The organism is Streptomyces sp. NPDC031365 (genome assembly GCF_055569765.1).
Genome location: NZ_JBVIIM010000010.1, coordinates 144,192 through 166,409 on the forward strand (window position 1 = coordinate 144,192; position 22,218 = coordinate 166,409).

17 protein-coding genes and 2 pseudogenes are annotated in these 22,218 nt (G+C 70.9%); 4 read left to right on the forward strand and 15 right to left on the reverse strand.

From position 1 onward, the window contains the following. Positions 1–47: 47 nt before the first annotated feature. From ACZ5C2_RS17390 to bldG, 6 genes are all read right to left on the reverse strand, one after another. Complete coding sequence (locus ACZ5C2_RS17390) at positions 48–245, reverse strand: hypothetical protein (protein ID WP_468791263.1); 198 nt, start codon at positions 243–245, stop codon at positions 48–50. A 310-nt stretch (positions 246–555) separates the two neighbouring features. Beyond that, complete coding sequence (locus ACZ5C2_RS17395; protein ID WP_468791265.1) at positions 556–2,085, reverse strand: DUF7059 domain-containing protein; 1,530 nt, start codon at positions 2,083–2,085, stop codon at positions 556–558. A 69-nt stretch (positions 2,086–2,154) separates the two neighbouring features. Then, positions 2,155–2,745 (reverse strand): small secreted protein, encoded by a 591-nt coding sequence (locus tag ACZ5C2_RS17400; protein ID WP_468791267.1) that lies wholly within the window; start codon positions 2,743–2,745, stop codon positions 2,155–2,157. Between the two features lie 193 nt (positions 2,746–2,938). Further along, on the reverse strand, positions 2,939–5,347 hold the full coding sequence (locus ACZ5C2_RS17405) for a sodium-translocating pyrophosphatase (protein WP_468791269.1): 2,409 nt from the start codon (positions 5,345–5,347) through the stop codon (positions 2,939–2,941). A gap of 321 nt (positions 5,348–5,668) precedes the next feature. After that, positions 5,669–6,103: an ATP-binding protein gene (locus ACZ5C2_RS17410; protein ID WP_468791271.1), complete on the reverse strand. Its 435-nt coding sequence runs from the start codon at positions 6,101–6,103 to the stop codon at positions 5,669–5,671. A 112-nt stretch (positions 6,104–6,215) separates the two neighbouring features. Next, a complete protein-coding gene (bldG, locus tag ACZ5C2_RS17415) occupies positions 6,216–6,557 on the reverse strand; it encodes an anti-sigma factor antagonist BldG (protein WP_003991900.1) in 342 nt (113 codons plus the stop codon). Positions 6,558–6,636: 79 nt separating this feature from the next. Between bldG and ACZ5C2_RS17420 the strand changes: the two genes are divergently transcribed. Then, positions 6,637–9,189, forward strand: a complete 2,553-nt coding sequence (locus ACZ5C2_RS17420) for a DEAD/DEAH box helicase (protein WP_468791273.1) — start codon at positions 6,637–6,639, stop codon at positions 9,187–9,189. A gap of 381 nt (positions 9,190–9,570) precedes the next feature. Here ACZ5C2_RS17420 and ACZ5C2_RS17425 read toward each other — a convergent pair. The 7 genes and pseudogenes from ACZ5C2_RS17425 to ssd all read right to left on the reverse strand — a co-directional run. Continuing rightward, positions 9,571–9,924 (reverse strand): annotated as a pseudogene (locus ACZ5C2_RS17425) (Rv3654c family TadE-like protein); the annotation flags it as partial. A 146-nt stretch (positions 9,925–10,070) separates the two neighbouring features. Then, entirely contained in the window at positions 10,071–10,436 is a 366-nt protein-coding gene (locus ACZ5C2_RS17430; RefSeq protein WP_468791275.1) for a TadE family type IV pilus minor pilin, read from the reverse strand. Further along, positions 10,423–10,632: a DUF4244 domain-containing protein gene (locus ACZ5C2_RS17435; RefSeq protein WP_468791277.1), complete on the reverse strand. Its 210-nt coding sequence runs from the start codon at positions 10,630–10,632 to the stop codon at positions 10,423–10,425. Before ACZ5C2_RS17435 ends, ACZ5C2_RS17430 begins: the two co-directional genes overlap by 14 nt. A gap of 70 nt (positions 10,633–10,702) precedes the next feature. Further along, positions 10,703–11,491 carry a type II secretion system F family protein gene (locus ACZ5C2_RS17440; RefSeq protein WP_468791279.1) on the reverse strand — a complete coding sequence of 263 codons (789 nt, stop codon included), beginning with the start codon at positions 11,489–11,491 and terminating at the stop codon, positions 10,703–10,705. Beyond that, entirely contained in the window at positions 11,488–12,363 is an 876-nt protein-coding gene (locus tag ACZ5C2_RS17445; RefSeq protein ID WP_468791281.1) for a type II secretion system F family protein, read from the reverse strand. Before ACZ5C2_RS17445 ends, ACZ5C2_RS17440 begins: the two co-directional genes overlap by 4 nt. After that, positions 12,360–13,568 carry a TadA family conjugal transfer-associated ATPase gene (locus tag ACZ5C2_RS17450; protein ID WP_468791283.1) on the reverse strand — a complete coding sequence of 403 codons (1,209 nt, stop codon included), beginning with the start codon at positions 13,566–13,568 and terminating at the stop codon, positions 12,360–12,362. Before ACZ5C2_RS17450 ends, ACZ5C2_RS17445 begins: the two co-directional genes overlap by 4 nt. Then, positions 13,565–14,671: a septum site-determining protein Ssd gene (gene ssd / locus ACZ5C2_RS17455; RefSeq protein WP_468791285.1), complete on the reverse strand. Its 1,107-nt coding sequence runs from the start codon at positions 14,669–14,671 to the stop codon at positions 13,565–13,567. Before ssd ends, ACZ5C2_RS17450 begins: the two co-directional genes overlap by 4 nt. A gap of 580 nt (positions 14,672–15,251) precedes the next feature. Between ssd and ACZ5C2_RS17460 the strand changes: the two genes are divergently transcribed. Then, entirely contained in the window at positions 15,252–16,085 is an 834-nt protein-coding gene (locus ACZ5C2_RS17460) for an HAD family hydrolase (RefSeq protein ID WP_468791287.1), read from the forward strand. Positions 16,086–16,529: 444 nt separating this feature from the next. On the opposite strand, the gene ACZ5C2_RS17465 is transcribed toward ACZ5C2_RS17460, so the two are convergent. Both ACZ5C2_RS17465 and ACZ5C2_RS17470 read right to left on the reverse strand, forming a co-directional pair. After that, positions 16,530–17,354 carry a Fic family protein gene (locus ACZ5C2_RS17465; protein ID WP_468791288.1) on the reverse strand — a complete coding sequence of 275 codons (825 nt, stop codon included), beginning with the start codon at positions 17,352–17,354 and terminating at the stop codon, positions 16,530–16,532. A 187-nt stretch (positions 17,355–17,541) separates the two neighbouring features. After that, entirely contained in the window at positions 17,542–18,813 is a 1,272-nt protein-coding gene (locus ACZ5C2_RS17470) for a polysaccharide deacetylase family protein (RefSeq protein WP_468791290.1), read from the reverse strand. 332 nt (positions 18,814–19,145) lie between these two features. Between ACZ5C2_RS17470 and ACZ5C2_RS17475 the strand changes: the two are divergent. Both ACZ5C2_RS17475 and acs read left to right on the forward strand, forming a co-directional pair. Beyond that, a pseudogene (locus ACZ5C2_RS17475) lies at positions 19,146–19,789 on the forward strand (SulP family inorganic anion transporter); the annotation flags it as partial. 322 nt (positions 19,790–20,111) lie between these two features. Beyond that, positions 20,112–22,067, forward strand: coding sequence for an acetate--CoA ligase (gene acs / locus ACZ5C2_RS17480; RefSeq protein ID WP_468791292.1), 1,956 nt, complete (start codon positions 20,112–20,114; stop codon positions 22,065–22,067). Positions 22,068–22,218: the final 151 nt, after the last annotated feature.

Consider the following 22,218-nt stretch of genomic DNA (forward strand, 5'->3'; position numbering starts at 1 on the left):
GGAGCGCCGCCTACCGGTTACCGGGAGCGGCCAGGGCGCCGAACCCCTCACAGGCGGGTGAAGCACCATGCGCCGAGGGTCAGAGCGGTCACCGCGACGACTGCGGCGACGGTGACCGATGCGACGGGGCTCACACCGTGCGCGACCGGACGGTGCTGCCGTGCGCAGGTCACGGTCCAGGCCAGCAATGCGGCCCCGAACAGGCAGAACACCATTCCCGCGAAGATCGCCGGTCCGCTCTCCATGATCGCTCGTGCCCTTCTTTCCCGTCCGCCGGCACCGGCCCGGAGATGACGCTGCCACCCCCGGGCGGCGCGCAGACGAACCGGAGGTGAACGCGCGGGCTACGGCCAGGAGCGAACGGGCCGGAAAGTGCCCCGGGAACCCCTCACCGAAAATTTCCGGATCGATGTGAAAGGGGTGGGCTGGCCCTCGGTACCGGCGTGAAGGATGTGACTCAGGACAGCGATGTGACGTCTGGGACCCGCCGGCCGGCCGGGCGCCCGCCCGCCCGGCCGGCTCGGCTCGGCTCGGCCCGGCTCCAGGAAGCCCGACTCAGTCGGCCGGCTCCAGGAAGCCCTGCTCCACCAGCAGCCGGATCTGAGCCGGCGTACGGTCGCGCAGCAGCACGGGGTCCTCGCCGAGAAGCTGGGCGATGGCGTCCAGGATCCGGCCCGCGCTCATCGTGCCGTCGCACACGCCCGCGAAGCCCGCGCCGATCGTGTCCACCCTGGTGGCCCGGCGCATCCCGCGGTTCTGCCGCAGGACGACATGCTCCGGGTCCTCGGCGCCGGGCAGCCCCACCTGCTCCTGCACGACCTCCGCGGCCAGCTCGAAGCACGCTTCGAGAAGCGCCGCGTCGTCGTGCGCACGCAGATGGTCGAGCCGGTCGAAGTGCGCCCGGACCGTCTCGCCGAGCGGCTGCTCCACCGGGTGCGGCCACTCCTCCACCGTGACGGACGGCACGGCGGCGCCCGACTTGCGCAGGGTGATCCAGCCGAAGCCGACCGCCTTCACCTTGCGCGCCTCGAACTCGTCCAGCCATGCGTCATAGCGCGCCCGGTACTCGGTCTCGTCCCCGCGGTGGTCACCCGCGTCCCGCAGCCACAGTTCGGTGTACTGGGTGATGTCCTGCACCTCGCGCTGCACGATCCAGGCGTCGCACCCGCGGGGCACCCATGACCTGAGCCTGTCCTGCCAGTCCTCCCCTTCGACGTGCTGCCAGTTGGCGAGGAACTGCGCGAACCCGCCCTGGTTCAGCCGTTCCCCCGCCTCCTGAACGAGCGTGCGGCACAGATCGTCCCCGCCCATCCCGCCGTCGCGGTAGGTGAGCCGCGCCCCCGGCGAGATGACGAAGGGCGGGTTGGACACGATCAGGTCGTACGTCTCGTCGCCGCGAACCGGTGTGAACAGCGATCCCTCGCGCAGGTCGACGGCCGGGGCGCCGGACAGCGCCAGGGTGAGCGCGGCGATGTGCAGCGCGCGCGGGTTCACGTCGGTGGCGGTCACGCGCGTGGCGTGCCGCGCGGCGTGCAGCGCTTGGATTCCGGAGCCGGTGCCGAGATCGAGCGCGGAGGCCACGGGCGTACGGACGGTGATGCCGGCCAGGGTCATGGAGGCCCCGCCGACGCCGAGCACCACGCCTTCGTCCCGGCTGCCGATGCCGCCGGCGCCCCCGACCGCGCATCCGAGGTCGGACACGATGAACCAGTCCTCACCGTCCGGCCCGCCGTACGGCCGTACGTCCACGGTCGCGGTGAGCGCGTCCGTTCCGGCGCGCGTCAGCCACCCGCTCTCCAGACAGGCGTCGACGGGCAGTACGCCCGCCACCCGCGCGTACGGTGCGGGCTGCTGGAGCAGGAACAGCCGTACGAGCGTCTCCAGCGGGGTGTCCCCGCGGGTGGCCCGGAGGGCGGGCACGGTCTCGCTGCGGGCCAGCGCCGCATAAGCGGGAGCGCCGAGCAGTTCGAGCAGTCCGTCGGCGGTGAAGGAGGCTCCGAGCAGTGCGTCCCGCAGCCGGGCGGCGGCTTCGGGACGGTCGGACGAGGGCAGGGGCGGCAGGCTGGCGTCACTCACGCCCTCCATTGTGGCCGCCGCCCCCGCCCGGCGCGCCCCGCGGCCCATCCGCGGGGCGCTGCGACCTCTGCCGTGGCGTCAGCTCTTGGTGGCCCCCGCCGACGCGGTGGCCGTCTGGCAGCTGGGCTGCCGGGACATCGCCTCGCCGACCTCGCCCTCTTCCAGGGCGCTGAGAGCGTTGTTGCCGCTCTTGCTCAGCTTGTCCAGCTCGGCGGCGATGTCCTTCAGACCGTCGGCGAACTCGGCCTGGTCATCGGTGTCGAGGCCGTCGACCTGCTTCTTCAGCGAGGCGTACGACGCGGAGATGCCGTTGAGCTCCTTGACCGCGTCCGTCTGCTTCTTCTCGCCGTTCTCGACGTCCGGCGGGCCGGCCTTGTTCACGGCGGAACCGATCGCCTTGTAGGCGTCGGACATGTCCTGGAAGGCCTTCGAGTCGGCCTTCTGGACCTCTTCCGGCGTGCTGTTGTCCGAGGTCTCCTTCTGGATAGCGGCGTTGGCCGACTTGATCTTCGCGGCCTGCGGCTGCACCGAGTCGCAGACCTCCTTCGCCCAGGCGTCGAGCTTCTCGTCGCTGTCGTCGCCGCCGCATCCCGTCAGCGCCAGTACCAGTACCGCACCGCCGGACAGTGCGACCGCGAGCTTCTTGTTCACCGGATTGGTCCCTTCCATGGCTCTCGGCCCCGGAACATACACGCCAGATGGACTACATCCACCCGTCGAACGTCCGTTAAGACACTTTTGAAGCCATTTGAACCAAGCGAGAGAAGGCTCACGGAAGAGGCACGGAGACCGTGCTGAGGGCGGACGGCACGTCAGCACGCGCCGCCCGCCACCAGCCTGACTTGGTGTTCGCGCTCCGCTCCTAGGAAACCACCGCCGGATCAACCGACTTGGGCTCCGGTTCGGGGTCGTCGTCATCGTCGTCCATGGCGATCCCGCGCCGCTTGGACACGTACACCGCGCCGACGATCACGAGCAGTGAAAGGACCGCGATGAGCACCCGCATCCCGATGTTCTTGTCGGCGCCGTAGGAGAACTGGATGACCGCGGGCGCGATGAGCAGCGCCACCAGGTTCATCACCTTCAGCAAGGGGTTGATCGCGGGTCCCGCGGTGTCCTTGAAGGGGTCGCCGACGGTGTCGCCGATGACGGTGGCCGCATGGGCTTCGCTGCCCTTGCCGCCGTGGTGGCCGTCCTCGACGAGTTTCTTGGCGTTGTCCCAGGCTCCACCGGAGTTGGCGAGGAATACCGCCATCAGGGTGCCCGCGCCGATCGCGCCCGCGAGGAAGGCGCCCAGGGGGCCGACGCCGAGCGTGAACCCGATGAAGATGGGCGCCGTCACGGCGAGCAGTCCGGGCGTGGCGAGTTCGCGCAGGGCATCCCTGGTGCAGATGTCGACGACCTTGCCGTACTCCGGTTTCTCCGTGTAATCCATGATCCCGGGCTTCTCGCGGAACTGCCGCCGCACCTCGTAGACCACCGAACCCGCCGACCGCGACACCGCGTTGATCGCCAGCCCCGAGAAGAGGAAGACGACCGCCGCGCCCGCGATCAGACCGACCAGGTTGTTGGGCTGGGAGATGTCCATCATCAGGCTCAGCGGTGCGCCCTCACCACTGAGTTGTTCACCCACGTCCCGCGCGCCGGTGGTGATGGCGTCCCGGTACGAGCCGAACAGCGCGGCCGCCGCCAGTACCGCCGTGGCGATCGCGATGCCCTTGGTGATGGCCTTGGTGGTGTTGCCGACCGCGTCCAGGTCGGTGAGCACCTGGGCACCCGCGCCCTCCACATCGCCGGACATCTCGGCGATGCCCTGAGCGTTGTCGGAGACCGGGCCGAAGGTGTCCATCGCGACGATCACACCGACCGTGGTGAGCAGTCCCGTGCCGGCCAGCGCCACCGCGAACAGCGCCAGCATGATCGAAGCACCACCGAGCAGGAACGCCCCGTACACGCCGAGACCGATCAACAGGGCGGTGTACACGGCGGATTCGAGACCGAGGGAGACACCGGAGAGGATGACGGTGGCCGGGCCGGTGAGCGATGTCTTGCCGATGTCCCGCACGGGACGCCGGGTCGTCTCCGTGAAGTAGCCCGTGAGCTGCTGGATCAGGGCCGCGAGCACGATACCGATGCCCACCGCGACGAGTGCGAGGATCCGCGGATCGCCGCTCCTGCCCAGGATCGCCGTGTCGGTGACGCCGTCGAGACCGGCATACGACGACGGCAGATAGACGAACACGGCGATCGCGACCAGGATGAGCGAGATCACCGCGGAGATGAAGAAGCCCCGGTTGATCGCGCTCATGCCGCTGCGGTCGGTGCGCCTCGGTGCCACGGCGAAGATGCCGATCATGGCGGTGAGGACACCGATCGCCGGAACGAGGAGCGGGAACGCCAGCCCGGCGTCACCGAACGCGGCCGAGCCCAGGATCAGCGCGGCCACCAGCGTCACGGCGTACGACTCGAAGAGGTCGGCCGCCATGCCCGCGCAGTCGCCGACGTTGTCGCCCACGTTGTCGGCGATGGTCGCGGCATTGCGCGGATCGTCCTCCGGAATGCCCTGCTCGACCTTGCCGACCAGGTCGGCGCCCACGTCGGCGGCCTTGGTGAAGATGCCACCGCCGACCCGCATGAACATCGCGATCAGCGCGGCCCCGAGACCGAACCCCTCGAGCACCTTCGGCGCGTCGGCCGCGTACACCAGCACCACGCAGGAGGCGCCCAGCAGGCCGAGGCCCACGGTGAACATGCCGACGACGCCACCCGTACGAAAAGCGATCTTCATCGCTTGGTGCGAAACGGCGGTGAGATCCTTTTCCGGCTCACCCTCGGCCGGAGTGGCTTCGCGCGCCGCCGCCGCGACCCGCACATTGGTGCGTACGGCGAGCCACATACCGATATAGCCGGTGGCTGCCGAGAACGCCGCTCCGATCAAGAAGAACACCGACCGTCCGGCACGCTGATTCCAGTCGTCCGCGGGCAGCAGCATGAGCAGGAAGAACACGGCGACAGCGAATACGCCGAGCGTGCGCAGCTGACGGGTCAGATAGGCGTTGGCACCCTCCTGGACCGCCGCGGCGATCTTCTTCATGTTGTCGGTGCCCTCGCCGGCCGCGAGTACCTGGCGCACCAGGGCTCCCGCGACCACGAGCGCTGCCAGCGCGACGACCCCGATGGCCACCACGAGCAGGCGGTTCTCGTCGGTCAGCACGGCAGCTGCGAGGGATGTGGGTTGGCCCGACTGATGTGGGATGGAAAGCCCCGCCATTCGTCCTCCTTGACGCTTGGGCTGAGCTCAAGATGTGGACGGGATTGTAGGTACCGGAACCTGATCAAAACAGAGCACGGGAAATGTAAATGGCTTGCATGCACTCTTCCACGATGATCGCCGGGTGGCCAGTCACCCGAAGTCGGTAATGCCTTTGAAGCATTCACGTGATCGCATTTCCAGGGCGCGGATCGATCGTGAACGAATTCACGCGATCAACCGCACGAGACCACTGTAAGGGCGGTCACCGACACCCGCACATGACGAAGGGCCCCACAAGGGGGCCCTTCGTCGAAAGAGTCGCCGTCCGGGTGAACCGGGTCAGGCGAGGAGGGTGGCCGGCGGCACGGTGGGCCACCTCATGCGGATCGATCCGCCGTGTTTCCCCGCACTGACCTCGACGTCGTCGACGAGGCCGCTGATGACCGCGAGGCCCATCTCGTCCTCCTCGGTCTCCACGTCGGTGTCGGGCCCGTCACCGGACGCACGTCCGCCCGGGGGCGTATGAGGCGCCTCGTCGCCGACCTCGATGGAGAACTGCTTCTCCTCCTCGATCAGCAGCACCTTCACGGGTGCCGAGATGCCGCCGTGCTGGTGCAGTCCCACGGCCCTGCTGCACGCCTCACCGACGGCGAGCCGGACCTCGTCGAGGACGGCCTCGTCCACTCCGGCCCTGCGCGCCACCGCCGCCGCCACGAGACGGGCGGTCCTGACATGCTCGGGCAGCGCGCTGAAGCGGAGTTCAACGGTGGCCATGCATCCCCCTCGCAACTACGGGCGTGCTGTGGAGAGGCCGGGCCGCCGAACGCCCGGCCCTCCTCATGTTCCTCTTCTGCCGCCCGGACACCGCGGCCCGGGAGCGGGGCGGTCAGTCTGTGGCCGCGACCGCTTCCTCGACCGAGGTGTGAATCGGGAACACCTTGGTGAGGCCGGTAATACGGAAGATCTTGAGAATGCGCTCCTGGTTGCAGACCAGGCGCAACGAGCCCTCATGGGCTCGCACACGCTTCAGGCCGCCGACCAGCACGCCGAGTCCGGTGGAGTCGAGGAAGTCCACACCTTCCATGTCGACGACAAGGTGGAAACTGCCGTCATTCACCAGCTCGACCAGCTGCTCGCGCAGCTTGGGCGCGGTATATACGTCGATTTCGCCACCGACCCTGACGATCGTGCGATCGCCCATGGTCTCGGTCGACAGGGACAGGTCCACGGATCCTCCAGCACCTAGCTATCGAGCGGTCGCCCTTGGGGCATCTCGGCTCAGCCCCCTGGACGGTTCGCCAGCCGCGATGGCATTCAATCACTTACCGGCAGGCGTGCACGACGCCTTGGCCCCATTGTCCGTCACGCCAGTGACACACTCGGTGCCGATGGCCGAGAATCACCGATCCGATCGACCCCCGACGGACACCCCGTCCAGGACCACGCCGGGCATGGTCCTGGACCGGCTCATGTCCGGGCCGAGCCGGGCTTCGCGCGTTACTCATACGGAGCACTTGCCCCCGCGCGCGGGTCGCCATGCCGTCTGGCCGGACCGGATCCGCGCGGAGGTCGTCGCCGCCGTGCAGGCCGCGGGCATCGACCACCCGTGGGCCCACCAGGCACGCGCCGCCGAGCACGCCCTGGACGGCGAGTCCGTCGTGGTCGCCACCGGTACGGCGTCCGGCAAGTCCCTGGCGTATCTCACGCCCGTCATGTCCACGCTCCTGGACGGAGCCGAGGCGCCGAACGGCCGCGGGGCGACCGCCCTGTATCTCGCGCCCACGAAAGCCCTCGCCGCGGACCAGTGCCGGTCCGTGAAGGAACTTTCACAACCGTTGGGCCATTCGGTGCGCGCGGCGGTCTACGACGGGGACACGCCGTTCGAGGAACGCGAGTGGATCCGCCAGTACGCCAACTACGTCCTGACCAACCCGGACATGCTGCACCGGGGCATCCTGCCGTCCCACCCCCGCTGGTCCTCCTTCCTGAAGTCGCTGAAGTACGTCGTCATCGACGAGTGCCACACCTACCGGGGGGTGTTCGGCTCACATGTCGCTCAGGTGCTGCGCCGACTGCGGCGCCTGTGCGCCCGCTACGGCGCCTCCCCCGTGTTCCTGCTGGCCTCGGCGACCGCCGCCGAACCCGCGGTCGCCGCCCGCCGCCTCACCGGCCTTCCGGTGGTGGAGGTGGCCGACGACGCCTCACCACGCGGTGAACTGGTGTTCGCCCTCTGGGAACCGCCGCTCACCGAGCTGCACGGCGAGAAGGGCGCCCCCGTCCGCCGCACGGCCACCGCGGAGGCCGCCGATCTGCTGACCGACCTCACCGTGCAGGGCGTCCGCTCGGTCACTTTCGTGCGCTCCCGGCGTGGCGCCGAGCTCATCTCCGTGATCGCCCAGGAGCGCCTCGCCGAGGTCGACCGCTCCCTGGCCCGGCGTGTCGCGGCGTACCGGGGCGGCTATCTCCCCGAGGAGCGCCGCGCTCTCGAGCGCGCCCTGCACTCCGGCGAGCTCCTCGGCCTGGCGGCGACGAACGCCCTCGAACTCGGCGTGGACATCTCCGGTCTGGACGCCGTGGTGATCGCCGGCTACCCCGGCACCCGGGCCTCTCTGTGGCAGCAGGCCGGCCGCGCGGGCCGTTCCGGGCAGGGTGCCCTCGCCGTCCTGGTCGCCCGCGACGACCCCCTGGACACGTTCCTCGTCCACCACCCCGAGGCCCTCTTCGACCAGCCGGTGGAGTCCACCGTCCTTGATCCCGACAACCCCTACGTGCTTGCCCCGCATCTGTGCGCGGCGGCCGAGGAACTGCCCCTGACGGAGGAGGACCTGGCCCTGTTCGGCCCGGCCGCCGGGGAGCTGCTCCCGCAGTTGGAGGCCGCGAAGCTGCTGCGCCGGCGGACGAAGGCCTGGCACTGGACCCGCCGCGAGCGAGCCGCCGATCTGACCGACATCCGTGGCGAGGGCGGCCGCCCGGTGCAGGTCGTCGAGGCCGGTACGGGCAGACTGCTGGGCACGGTCGACGCGGGCGCCGCGCACACGAGTGTCCACGAGGGCGCGGTCCATCTGCACCAGGGCCTCACGTACCTCGTCCGCTCCCTGGACCTGGAGGACTCCGTCGCCCTGGTCGAGCGGGCCACCCCGACCTACACGACGGTGGCCCGGGACACGACGTCGATCTCCGTGCTGGAGACGGACACCGAGATCCCGTGGGGCGACGGCCGCCTGTGCTACGGCTCCGTCGAGGTCACCAACCAGGTGGTCTCCTTCCTGCGCCGCCGCCAGATCACCGGTGAAGTGCTGGGTGAGACGAAGCTCGACCTCCCTCCTCGTACGCTGCGCACCCGCGCGGTGTGGTGGACGGTCACCGAGGACCAGCTGGACCGGTCCAGGATCAACCCGGAGATCCTCGGCGGTGCCCTGCACGCCGCCGAGCACGCGTCCATCGGCATGCTGCCGCTCTTCGCGACCTGCGACCGCTGGGACATCGGTGGTGTCTCCATCCCGCTCCACCCCGACACCCTGCTGCCCACGGTCTTCGTCTACGACGGCCACCCGGGCGGCGCGGGCTTCGCGGAACGGGCCTTCCACACCGCCCGCTCCTGGCTCACGGCCACCCGCCAGGCCATCGCCTCCTGCGAATGCGACGCCGGCTGCCCCTCCTGTATCCAGTCCCCCAAGTGCGGCAACGGCAACGACCCTCTGCACAAGCGGGGCGCGGTACGGCTGCTCACCGTGCTGCTGGACGGCGCACCGGCGGAAAAGACGGGGGAGACGGAGGTGGTCGGCATGGCCGAGGAGTCCTCTGCTGCGGAACCCGGGCGGCCACCGGCGGCCGAGGCGGACTCCGGAGCCGAGGGCTGATCCGGGCCCCCGCGAGCCAAGGCCTCCCGAGCCGGGACCTCCCCAACCAGAGCCTCCCGAGCCGGGACCTCATCCGGATCCCGGGTCGACATCGGCGCCGGGGCCGGGGCGGACTCCCGGGGCTGGGCGCGCACTGACGCCGGCGCCGAATCCGCACCCTGCACCCGGGTCCTCATCCCCATCCGGAGCCGGCCGGCCCGGGGCACCCGGAGCCCGCCCGGGACGGGAGTCGGCTCCGGGGCACGCCCCGCCGGGAACCGGGTCCGACTCCATGGCCCCGACCGTCACGGGCACGAAGCCGGCCCCAAAGCCCCGGCCAACCGCGCCCCGGCCCGAGGGCCGCCTCGGAACCACGACCGGATCCTGGGCCGGAACCTCCGTCGGCGGTTCCACTCCGCCGGCGGGCCCCGCCCTCGCCCTCACCTCCACCGCGAACGGCCCTCCGCTCGAAACCACCGACACGTCCGAGACCTCCCCGGTGATCGCGCACCGCACGAGCCGCATGTCCCGCGCTCGGGCCACCCGCTCCGCCCGCTCGCAGGCAGCCGTACCGCCCTCCATCCAGTGGTCGGCCGCCGCGAGCGCCGCCAGATCCGCGCCCCCTGCCGCCCGGTGCCGGACCACGACGGCGTGTCCGAGGGCGAGAACGATGCCGAACACCACACACAGCACGGCGATCGCACCGACACTCCACACCGTCGCCGATCCTCGGTCGGAGCCCCGCGCGCGCCTCAAGAAACCGCGCTTCCCGCCCTCACGACCGGGCCTGTCACTGGACACCCCGTGGACGGGGTCTTCGGGCCGCTGCCCGGCCGGCCTCCGGCCGGTGCCGCGAGCAACCCCTCGGCCCTCCACGGGCCACCGCTCGCAGGACCGGGATCTCACGCTCCCACCCCCACCGTCTCCTCCACCGCCGCAACGGCCTCCTCCCGCAGTTCGAACGGCAACCCGTGCAGCACCGGGGGCCTGGCCACGACGACCACCCGGACGTGCTCCGCCCCCCGGCTCACCGTGACCCGCGCGCCGGGCGGTGCCGCCTCGCGGGTCACCTCGACCACCGCGTCGGGCGGATCCTGCCGGGCCGCCGCGCGGGCGCCCGTGTACGCCGCGTCCACGCACTGGATCCGCGCGGCGACCACCAGCAGGCCCCAGACGAGTGCCATCGCGAACATCACCAGGACGGGCAGCACCATGGCCGCCTCCGCCGTCACGAACCCACGGTCCGCGCGCCGCTCACATCCGGCCATCAAGTGCCTGCTGCACGATGTTCCGCAGTGCCGTGCTGACCGGTCCGCTGTTGACCACCTTGTAGAGCACCACGGCGAAGGCCACCGCCGCCACGATTCCCATGGCGTACTCCGAGGTCACCATTCCGGCGTCGCTCCGTGCCGTACGCACCTTCCACACCAGGGCACGCAGTCGTGCCCGTACCGCCTGATACATCTCAACCCCCGTAAGGAGAAAGTCGCATTGATCCTGTGGGTACTGCTCGTTCTGCCGGTCGTACCTCCCGTCACACACCACCTCCTTCCAGAACTCCACCCGCGAGCCCGATCACCACGGGCACCACACCGATCGCGATGAACGCGGGCAGGAAGCACAGCCCCACCGGGGCGCTGATCATGACGGCCGCCCGCCGTGCCCGTGCCGTCGTCTCGCGGCTCCACTCCGCGCGGGCCTCGGCGGCGAGCCGGCCAACGGGGGTGGCCAGGGGAAGCCCTGACACATCGGCCCGTTCCAGCAACCGGGCCAGCCGCAGGGCGCCCTTCAGCACACCCAGCCGGCACCACGCCGCACCCGGTTCGCCGCCGAGACGCACCTCCGCCGCGCCCCGCGCCAGCGCGTCCCCGACCGGCCCGCCCAGGGCCTCCCCGACGGCCTGCGCCGCCAGGACCGGCCCGGCGCCGGCGGCGATACAGGCAGACAGCAGATCGGCGGCCAGGGGGAGTTGACGTGCCGCCTCGGCACCGGGGGTCTCCCCTGCGCGCACAGCGGCCGCTGTCTGCCGCAGCCGCCACCGCCACAGCCCGGCCGCGGCGGCCAGTCCCACCACCCATCCGGCGAGGCCGCCCACCAGCCCCCACCCGGCACATGCCACGCCCACGAGCGGCAGCGCACTCCGCGCAGCCCTGAGCAGCCCTGCGCGAGAAGCAGTCACCGTCCGTGCCGGTGGCAGGACCTCGGCCAGTCGTCGCCGTGCTCTCCGCTCGCACCGCGTGCGCTGCCACCACCCCGCCGACCAGGCGAGCGCCGACATGATCCCCACAACGGCCCCCAGCCTGTGGACGACGTCCCCGCTCATGCCGTCACCTCCTCGGCACTCCGCATGATCCGCAGCGCCCACCACAGCCCCAGGCCCTCCAGCGCCCCGCCGGCCGCCAGACAGGCCAGTCCCGACGGCGTGTGCAGGAGGATGCGCAGTGGGTCCGCACCGAGCGCCGCGCCGAGCGCCAGGCCCACGACCGGGAGCCCGGCGAGCATCACCGCCGTGGCGCGGGCACCGGCCAACTGCGCGCGCAGATCGGCCCGCTGGTCCCGTTCCGCGCGCAGCGCCGCCTCCAGCCGGTCGAGGCCTGCGGCGAGCCCGGCTCCCTGGTCCACCGCCACCCGCCAGCACGCGGCGAGTCCCCGCAGCCCTTCGGCACCCGAGCGCCGTGCCGCCGCCGCGAGCGCGTCCGGAACGTCCCCGCCGAATCGCGCCGCCGCCAGTACGGCCGCCTGCGTATCACCCAGCCCGCCGGAGTCCCGCGCGGCCGACAGCAGAGCCTCACCCGGCTGCCGCCCGGCACGCACCTCCCCGGCGAGCGCTCCGCACAACGCGATCACCGCATCCCCACGCTTCTCCCGGGCCCGGCGCTCCCCGGCGGCCCGCCGCACCCGCCGCAGCAGTGGCACTCCGGCCGCCCCCGCGAGGAGCGGCAGCACCGACGTGCCCAGCGACGCCAGCACCACCCCGGCGGCCAACGACCACCACTCGCCCCGCAGCCGCCCTCGGACCCGGCCCCACTCACGGATCACCCAGGGCCACTCCGGCGGCCCGCTCCCCACCGTGCCCGCACCGGCCAGCAGCAACCGAGCCCGCCTGGCCCCGGCATTCCCGCCGCTCAGCAACCAGGCTGCGGCCACCAGACAGGCGACAGCCGCGGTCATCGATACCTCGGTCGTCCCGTTCATCCCCCGGCCTCCTGCCAAGGTCCGCCACCACTCGCGTCGCGGAGCAGTTCCCGCAGCCGCTCCCAGCCCCGCTCGCGGACGAACGCCTCCGGTCCCCAGCGCAGCGCCGGCACCGTCCGCACCAGTCCCGACGGGTCCCGCTCCAGCACATGAACCTCCGCGATCCGCCGTCGGCCGCTGCGGTCACGAACGAGATGCAGCACCACCGAGAGAGCGGCCGCGAGCTGACTGTGCAGGGCGAACCGATCGAGTCCCGCGGCCGTACCGAGCGCCTCCAGCCGGGCCGGCACGTCGACGGCGGCGTTGGCATGGACCGTGCATGCGCCGCCTTCATGGCCCGTGTTGAGGGCGGCCAGGAGATGGGCCACCTCGGGGCCGCGGACCTCGCCCACGACCAGCCGGTCCGGTCGCATCCGCAGCGCCTGCCGTACCAGGTCCTCGAGGGTGACGAGTCCCGCACCCTCCTGGTTGGCGGGCCTGGTCTCCAGACGCACGACATGGGGATGGTCCGGACGCAGTTCCGCCGAATCCTCGGCCAGGACGATCCGTTCATCCGGCCCGACCAGTCCCAGCAGCGCGCTCAGCAGGGTTGTCTTGCCGCTGCCGGTCCCCCCGCTCACCAGGAACGACAACCGTGCGTCCAGCAGTGCCCGCAGCACGCGGTCCCCGCCCGGCGGCACCGTCCCGGCCGCCACCAGTTCGCCGAGTGTGAAAGCGCGCGGCCGTACGACCCGCAGCGACAGGCAGGTGCAACCCACTGCCACCGGGGGGAGCACCGCGTGCAGCCGTGTCCCGTCGGGCAGCCGTGCGTCGACCCACGGCCGGGCGTCGTCGAGGCGCCGACCGGCCACGGCGGCGAGCCGCTGAGCCAGGCGCCGGACGGCCCTCTCGTCCGGGAAGGCGACCTCGCTGAGCTCCAGCCCGCCGCCCCGGTCCACCCAGACCCGGTCCGGCGCCGACACCAGAACGTCGGTCACCGACGGATCAGCCAGCAGCCGTTCGAGCGGACCGCTGCCGACCAGCTCGGACCGCAACTGCTCGGCGGCACCCAGAACCTCGGCGTCCCCGAGCACCCGGCCCTGGTCGCGCAGCGCCTGCGCCACCCGCGCCGGTGTCGGCTCGGCCCCGCTCTCTGCCAGCCACCGCCGCACCCCGTCGAGCAGACCCGGTGCCATCGCCGCCCCGCTCACCGCCGGTCCCCTCATACCGCCCTCGCCTCCACCAGCGCGCGCTCCCAGAACTCCCTGCAGAAGCGGGCCAGCGGGCCCCTGCCGGACGCCCCGGGGGGTCGTCCCGTGTCGTACGGGCGTTGCAGGGCGGGCTCGACGGGCACGTCTCCAGCAAGCGGCAGTCCCAGCAGCCTGGCCACCTCACGGTCGTCCAGGCCCGGTGCGTAGGGCCCGCGTACCGCCACCCTCAGGTCGCGCAGCACCATGCCCATGGCGGAGGCGACACGGCCCGCCGCCGCGAGTGCGCGCAGTTCCGCGGGGACCACGAGGAGGCCGAGGTCGAGTTGGGCGAGGACTTCGGCCACCCCGTCGTCGACGCGGCGCGGCAGATCGACCACGACGGTCCCGCCCCCGCGCCGGGCCGCGGCGAGCACCGCCCGTACGGCCCTGGGCGGTACGGCGAGGCAGTCGCCGCGGTCCCAGCTGAGGACCCGCAGCGAGTGCAGTTCCGGCAGTGACTCTTCCAGGGCCCCTCCGCCGACCCGCCCGCGTGACGCGGCGAACGCGGGCCAGCGCAGTCCTTTCGCCGTCTCCCCGCCGAGGGCCACGTCGAGTCCGCCGCCCAGGGGGTCCGCGTCCACGAGCAGCGTGCGCAGCCCCTCTCGCGCAGAGGTGACGGCGAGCGCACACGCGAGCGTGGACGCGCCGGCGCCGCCTCTGCCGCCGATGACTCCCACGGTCAGCGCGGGCCGGCCGACACCTTCGGCCACGTCGGCGATGCGGTCGACCAGCCACTGCTCACCGTCGGGCAGCATCAGCACATGGTCGGCGCCGATCTCGACGGCCCGCCGCCAGACACCGGAGTCGTCCTGGTCGCGCCCGACCAGCACCACTCCGGGCCTGCGTGCCGCCCCGCGCACTCGTCGTGCGGCGTCATCGCCGACCAGGACGAGCGGTGCCGCCTCCCAGCTGCCTCTCGACTCCGGCAGCCCATGATGGACTTCCGGTGTGGCGCCGGCCGCCGCGCACAGGCGCAACAGGTCGTCGAGGAGTCCGGCGTCCTCGGTGACGATCAGCGGTGCGCCCTGCCGGCCTCCTCCGGAGGCGGGCGGCGGGTCGTACGTGATGGTTCCGTTCATGTTCGTCCCCCTTTGCTGTATCTCTCGCGCAGCCTCTGCGGCCCCGCGGTTCGCAGGTGTGTGAAGAACCGGCGAGTGGTCTTCCGATGAGCGGCCGGCGGAAACCGGCCCAGCACGACCCGGCAGTCCGAACCGGGCATGAACTCGCGGCGAGCGTCGTCGCGCTGGAATCACGGTGCAGCGATCCGGAAAAACATGTGGATCTTGGTGGATTTCTGTGGACGGGGCAGCCGCTGTGAATATCGCGGTCACCCATACCGGTGAGCCCTACGCACCCTTTGCGCGAGCTCCGCCGAGCAGCCCCACGGCTACCATGAGTGACTTAGCGTGCGCATGACAAAGGACCCCACAGACGCGGTCAACGGCGCCTGAAGCGCGGGCTGAGTGGAGAAAATGCGTCCGGACATGCGACGACCCCCGCCGGGGGGGAGAGCGGGGGTCGTCCCCACGGCCGACTCGGGGGGGGAGGAGTCGGACCGGGTTAGACACGGTCGCGAACGATCCGTGACTTCCATGGTGTACCCGAGAGCTCTCTCAGGCAAACCCACACGCCCCACCTTACGCCGAATGGGCTGCGCCTATGCTCAGGGATGTGGAAAACCACTCCTTGCCCCGCGCAGCCGCCTTCTTCGACCTGGACAAGACGGTCATTGCGAAGTCGAGCACGCTCACGTTCAGCAAGTCGTTCTACCAAGGCGGTCTGATCAACCGCAGGGCGGTCCTGCGTACCGCTTATGCCCAGTTCGTGTTCCTCGCCGGCGGCGCGGATCACGACCAGATGGAGCGGATGCGCAAGTATCTGTCGGCCCTGTGCCGCGGCTGGAACGTCCAGCAGGTCAAGGAGATCGTCGCCGAGACGCTGCACGACCTGATCGACCCGATCATCTACGACGAGGCGGCCACCCTCATCGAGCAGCACCACACCGCGGGCCGCGATGTCGTGATCGTGTCCACGTCGGGCGCCGAGGTGGTCGAGCCGATCGGCGAACTCCTCGGCGCCGACCGGGTGGTGGCCACCCGCATGGTGGTGGGGGACGACGGGTGCTTCACCGGCGAGGTCGAGTACTACGCGTACGGCCCGACCAAGGCCGAGGCGATTCGGGAACTGGCCGCGTCCGAGGGCTACGACCTGGCCCGTTGCTACGCCTACAGCGATTCGGCGACCGATGTGCCGATGCTGGAGTCCGTGGGCCACCCGCACGCCGTGAACCCGGACCGCGCGCTGCGCCGCGAGGCTCTCGCGCGCGAGTGGCCGATCCTCGAATTCCACCGGCCGGTACGCCTCAAGCAGCGCTTCCCCGCGTTCTCCGTACCACCCCGCCCCGCACTGGTCGCGGCGGCCGCGATAGGAGCCGCAGCGGCCACCGCGGGCCTCGTCTGGTACGCCAGTCGCCGCCGCGCACCGGCGGCCTGAGCGCCTGCCCACGGGCCGCGCGGACGGCCGGCGGACCTACTCGCCATTCCGCGCAGGGCGCCGCGCGGACGGCCGGCGGATCTGCTCGCCATTCAGCGCCCGTTCGGCCGTTCGGCGCGCCTTTGAACGTAAAAGTAAAGAAGCAGGGCTGGGACTTCCGCTTGCTTCGAACCCGGAGTACAAAGGACGTAACGGCCCGCGAGACCAAGGACATCCGAGAGGATCACCTTCACAACGCATTCGGCCCCACGGACCGCGCATGAACACCGGGCACCCACGCGACGTCGACCCGTCGAATACGGGCCAGCCGCACCAGGAGACGGGCAAAGTTCCCGGCCTGATGGGCATATATCGAGGACGCTTGGTAACGCGGTGAACATGCCAGCGGCGGTACGAGTATTCGTACCGCCGCATCTCCGCGCAGCCCGTTGTGCGGCCCTTCGCTCACGCCGCCCCGCGCTGTAGTGCCTCGCACACCGCCATCGACTCGCGTGCCCCGAGCCCGATCGCCCGCCCGCAGTGGGCGATCCACGCGGCCACTCCCCCGGGGGTCCCGGAGACATAGCCCTCCAGCGCCTGCAGATAGGCCTCCCGCCCCAGTTCGGCGTGCCCGACCTCGGCGGCACAGACCGACTTGGGATCGAGCCCGCTGCCGACCAGGACGATGCGTTCAGCCGTACGCGCGACCAGACCGTTGTGGGAGGTGAACGGGCGCAACGCGAGGAGCTCGCCATGCACGACGGCGGCCGTCACCAGCGCCGGCGCGGAACCGCCCGAGATGATCAGTTCCGACAGCCCTTCCAGCCGGCCGTGCGCCTCCGCCGCGCCCGGCAGCGGGAGTCCGATCAGCGGCTCGTCGACCGGCTCGGCCTCGCGCCGGGGCCGCCCGACCTGCTCGGTGTTGTCGGCCGCCGCGACCAGGTGCAGCCGGGCCAGCACCCTCAGCGGCGACTGCCGCCAGATGGACAGCAACTGGCCCGCCTCCGCGGTCAGGCGCAGGGCCGCACCGATCGTGCGCGCCTCGTCGTCGCCGCTGAAGTCACTGCGTCGGCGCACCTCCTCCAGTTCCCAGTCCGCGCCCGACAGCGCCGCGGAGCCTCGGGCGCCGCGCAGCGCCGCCTCGAAGGTGATCTCATTGCTGCGCCGCCGCATGACCCGGTGCCCGTAGACCCGGTCCACGGCCTTGCGCACGGACTCCACGGAGTCGGCCACACCGGGCAGGGCACCCAGGGCCGCGAGCGGGTCGGCGGTCGCGCCTGTCGTACTCATGAGTACGACATTACGCACCCTGGGAGCCCACCCCACGGTGGAGTGGTCTTCTTCACGCCCGGCGGGCACTCATGGTCACTCGTTCATCACGTCTGGTGAGGAGGCGGGAGAGACCGGGGGTCGGCCTGGCAGCCAGGTCGACCCCACTTCCGTGCTCGGCGAGAACGTCACGGCGCCCGCCTGACGCTCACTCCTTCGCCGCCGGGGACCCCGGTGCCCCCTTGGGAGCCGGGGCGGGGCCGCCGGGCAGGAAGGACGTCCAGTCCTTCGCCGGGGCCTCACCGACGCCCAGCGTGCGCAGTTTCGCCAGGGTCGCCGGGTTCTGGGCGTCCAGCCAGTCCACCAGCTGCCGGAAGGAGACACAGCGCACATCGGACTTGTTGCACACTCTCTCGATGACCTCCTCGACGGCCCGCATGTAGGTGCCGCCGTTCCAGGACTCGAAGTGGTTGCCGATGATCAGGGGCGCCCTGTTGCCCTGGTAGGCCCGTTCGAAGCCCTGCAGCAGGCCGTCCCGCATCTGGTCGCCCCACAGCTCGTGCTTGGCGGGGTCGCCCTGGGTGGTGGTGCCGGACTGGTTGACCATGAAGTTGTAGTCCATGGTGAGCTGTTCGAAGGAGTGCCCGGGGAAGGGCACGAGCTGCATCGACAGGTCCCACAGTCCCTTCTTCTTCTTCGGCCACACCTGGTTGTTGACTCCGCTGGTGTCGTAGCGGAAGCCCAGTTCACGGGCGGCCTTCATGAAGTTCTTCTGCCCTTCCAGGCAGGGAGTGCGGGCGCCGATGAGCTCCTTGTCGTAGTCGAAGGGCAGGGGCGCCGAGTTCTTCATTCCGGCGTTGGTCTTCCAGGTCTTCACGAAGCGCTTGGCCTGGGCGATCTCGTCCTTCCAGTCCGCCACCGACCATTCACCCACCCCGCCTGCGCTGCCGCAGAAGTGCCCGTTGAAGTGGGTGCCGATTTCGTTGCCCTCCAGCCAGGCCAGCCGCAGTTGCTTCACGGTGTCGGCGATGCCCTGCTGGTCGTTGAAGCCGATGTCGGAGCGGCCCGGGGAGTGCTGCGGCGGTCTGTACAGGTCACGCTTCTCCTCGGGGAGCAGATACACGCCGCTCAGGAAGTACGTCATGGTCGCGTTGTTCTGCTTGGCGACCTTGCGGAAGTGGGAGAAGAGCTTCTGGCCGTCTTCGCCGGCACCGTCCCAGGAGAAGACGACGAACTGCGGGGGCTTTTCGCCGGGCTTCAGCGGCTCGGGCCGGGGCAGGTGGGGCTGTGACCCGGTGTACGCGGTGGATCCGTCGCCGATCAGCCGTACGACGTTCTTCGGTGCGGGCGCCGGCTTGGCCTTCTCCCGGTCCAGCGCCGGTTCGCCGGCGCTGTCGGTGCCGGTTCCGCAGGCGGCGAGCGAGGCGAGGCAGACCGCGGTGATCACGGTGCCCGTGGCGATCCTGTGGGTGGCGGCCATCCGCCCACCTTCTTCCTTCTCTCGGGCCGAGCTCGACGAGGGCGTTGTCTGGTGCTGTGCCGGTCCATGCCGACAGCGCCGTCAACGTCGCACGGAATGAAGAAGGAATTAATACGACAAGCCGATGAAATGGCCACTTCACTCGCTGGAGTGATTGACTCCTCCATTTGCCCGGAAAGTCTATGCCAGCACTTTACTCGGAATTACGATCTGTTTACTGATTGTTGTCACTTCCCACCGTTCTGGGGCCGTGCCCCACGGTCGCGACCGCCCCGCCGTCGAGCGGGGCCGCCCGTCACGTGACCGCCCAGACCTGAAGGAGACGGGACACCGTGTCAGCCTGCGTTCCCGCCCGCGCCGCCGATTCGAACCACACCGAGCGCGCCCACCCGCCCCACAGCCCGCCACCGCCCGGACCCCGGCGTTTCCGCATCGCGAGCGCCGATGTGTCGGCCGCGGTCGCGGTCTTCCTCATCACCCTTCCGCTGTCCCTCGGCATCGCCCTCACCACCGGCGCGCCGCTCCGGGCCGGACTGGTCGCCGCCGCCGTCGGCGGACTCGTCGCCGGGCGGATCGGCGGCCCTCCAGGTCAGCGGTCCGGCCGCCGGACTCACCGTCGTCACCGCCGACCTCATCCAGCACTACGGATGGCGGACGACCTGCGCCATCACCGGCCTCGCGGGCCTCACCCAGCTCGGACTGAGCTGCCTGCGGGTGGCGCGCGGCGCGCTCGCCGTCAGCCCGGCGATCGCACACGGCATGCCCGCCGGTATCGGCGTCACCATCGCCGTCGCCCAGCTGCCCATCGTCCTCGGCGGCACCCCGCAGAGCTCCGCTCGGCGGCACCCCGCAGAGCTCCGCCCCCGACAACCTCCGTGCCCTTCCCGCCCAGTTGGCGAACTCGCACCCCGCGGCGCTCTCGGTGAGCCTGCTGACTCTGACCCTGCTGCTGCCCACGAGTCGGTGGCCCGGGCGCTGAAGGACGGGGCACTGGAGCTGCACGGGCTGTACTTCCATGTGGGGAAGGCCCAGGCCTACCTCCTCACGAGCGGGACGATGCACCAGTCTTCGACCGGGTCCGGGACGCGGACCTGGTGATGTGAGAGGCGCGCCCGGCTGTGAGGGGCGACACCCTTTGAACCGGCTTGCTCCGGGGCCCGTGGGAAGGAGTGATACACATCGCGCCATGCGATCCCGACAGGTCTAAACCAATTTTCCGTCGGCCCTTGTCAGCGCACCCTCGGGTCTGATGAGCTGTGGCCTGGGACACAACGGACACCCTGGGAAAGGCAGATGCCGTGAGCAATGAAAGCCTGGCCAACCTTTTGAAGGAGGAGCGTCGCTTCTCGCCCCCCGCCGACCTGGCCGCGAATGCCAACGTCACGGCGGAGGCGTACGAACAGGCCAAGGCTGACAGGCTCGGCTTCTGGGCCGAGCAGGCCCGCCGGCTGACCTGGGCCACCGAGCCCACCGAGACCCTGGACTGGTCGAACCCGCCGTTCGCCAAGTGGTTCAAGGACGGCGAGCTCAACGTCGCCTACAACTGCGTGGACCGCCATGTGGAGGCCGGGCACGGCGACCGGGTCGCCATCCACTTCGAGGGCGAGCCGGGTGACAGCCGCGCCCTCACCTACGCCCAGCTCAAGGACGAGGTGTCCAAGGCCGCCAACGCCCTGCTGGAGCTGGGCGTGCAGAAGGGCGACCGGGTCGCCGTCTACATGCCGATGATCCCCGAGGCCGCCGTCGCGATGCTGGCCTGCGCCCGGATCGGCGCCGCGCACTCCGTGGTCTTCGGCGGCTTCTCGGCGGACGCGCTGGCCACCCGTATCCAGGACGCCGACGCGCGTGTCGTCATCACTGCCGACGGCGGCTACCGGCGTGGCAAGCCCTCCGCGCTCAAGCCGGCCGTGGACGAGGCCGTCGCCCGTGTGAAGAGCGTGGCGCACGTCCTCGTCGTCCGCCGCACCGGCCAGGACGTCGCCTGGACCGAGGGCCGCGACGTGTGGTGGCACGACATGGTGGAGCGGCAGAGCGCCGAGCACACCCCGGAGGCGTTCGAGGCCGAGCACCCGCTGTTCATCCTCTACACCTCGGGGACCACGGGTAAGCCGAAGGGCATCCTGCACACCTCCGGCGGCTTCCTGACCCAGACGGCGTACACGCACTGGTCGGTGTTCGACCTCAAGCCCGAGACCGACGTGTACTGGTGCACGGCCGACGTCGGCTGGGTCACCGGGCACTCCTACATCGTCTACGGCCCGCTCGCCAACGGCGCCACCCAGGTCATGTACGAGGGCACCCCGGACACTCCGCACCAGGGCCGCTTCTGGGAGATCGTGCAGAAGTACGGCGTGACGATCCTGTACACGGCGCCCACCGCGATCCGGACGTTCATGAAGTGGGGCGACGACATCCCCGCGAAGTTCGACCTGTCCTCGCTGCGGGTGCTGGGCTCCGTCGGTGAGCCGATCAACCCCGAGGCGTGGATCTGGTACCGCAAGAACATCGGTGCGGACCGCACCCCCGTGGTGGACACCTGGTGGCAGACCGAGACGGGCGGCATCATGATCTCCCCGCTGCCGGGTGTGACCGACGCCAAGCCGGGCTCCGCCCAGACCCCGCTGCCCGGCATCGCCGCGACCGTCGTCGACGACGAGGCGAACGAGGTGCCCAGCGGCGGCGGCGGTTACCTGGTCCTGACCGAGCCATGGCCGTCGATGCTGCGCACCATCTGGGGCGACGACCAGCGGTTCATCGACACGTACTGGTCGCGCTTCGAGGGCAAGTACTTCGCCGGTGACGGTGCCAAGAGGGACGACGACGGCGACATCTGGCTGCTCGGCCGGGTCGACGACGTGATGCTGGTGTCCGGGCACAACATCTCCACCACGGAGGTCGAGTCCGCCCTGGTCAGCCACCCGTCGGTCGCCGAGGCGGCCGTGGTGGGCGCAGCGGACGAGACGACCGGCCAGGCGATCGTCGCCTTCGTGATCCTGCGCGGAACGGCGGCGGAGACCGAGGACCTCGTCGGCGAACTCCGGAACCACGTGGGCACCACACTCGGCCCGATCGCCAAGCCCAAGCGGATCCTGCCGGTGGCCGAGCTGCCGAAGACCCGCTCCGGCAAGATCATGCGCCGTCTGTTGCGCGACGTCGCGGAAAACCGCCAGCTCGGAGACGTCACCACGCTGACGGACTCCACGGTCATGGACCTCATCCAGGCCAAGCTGCCCCAGGCGTCCGCGGAGGACTGAGCGGACCCGGCTGATCACGAGGCGGGCATCCGGCGCACCCGTGCGCCGGATGCCCCGGGCCTGCTGATGCCCCGGGACCGCCGGTGCGGCTCCGGGGCACGTTGGCTAGGGTGGGCTGAAAGCTGTTGTCTCATGGAGCGCCGGGAAGTCT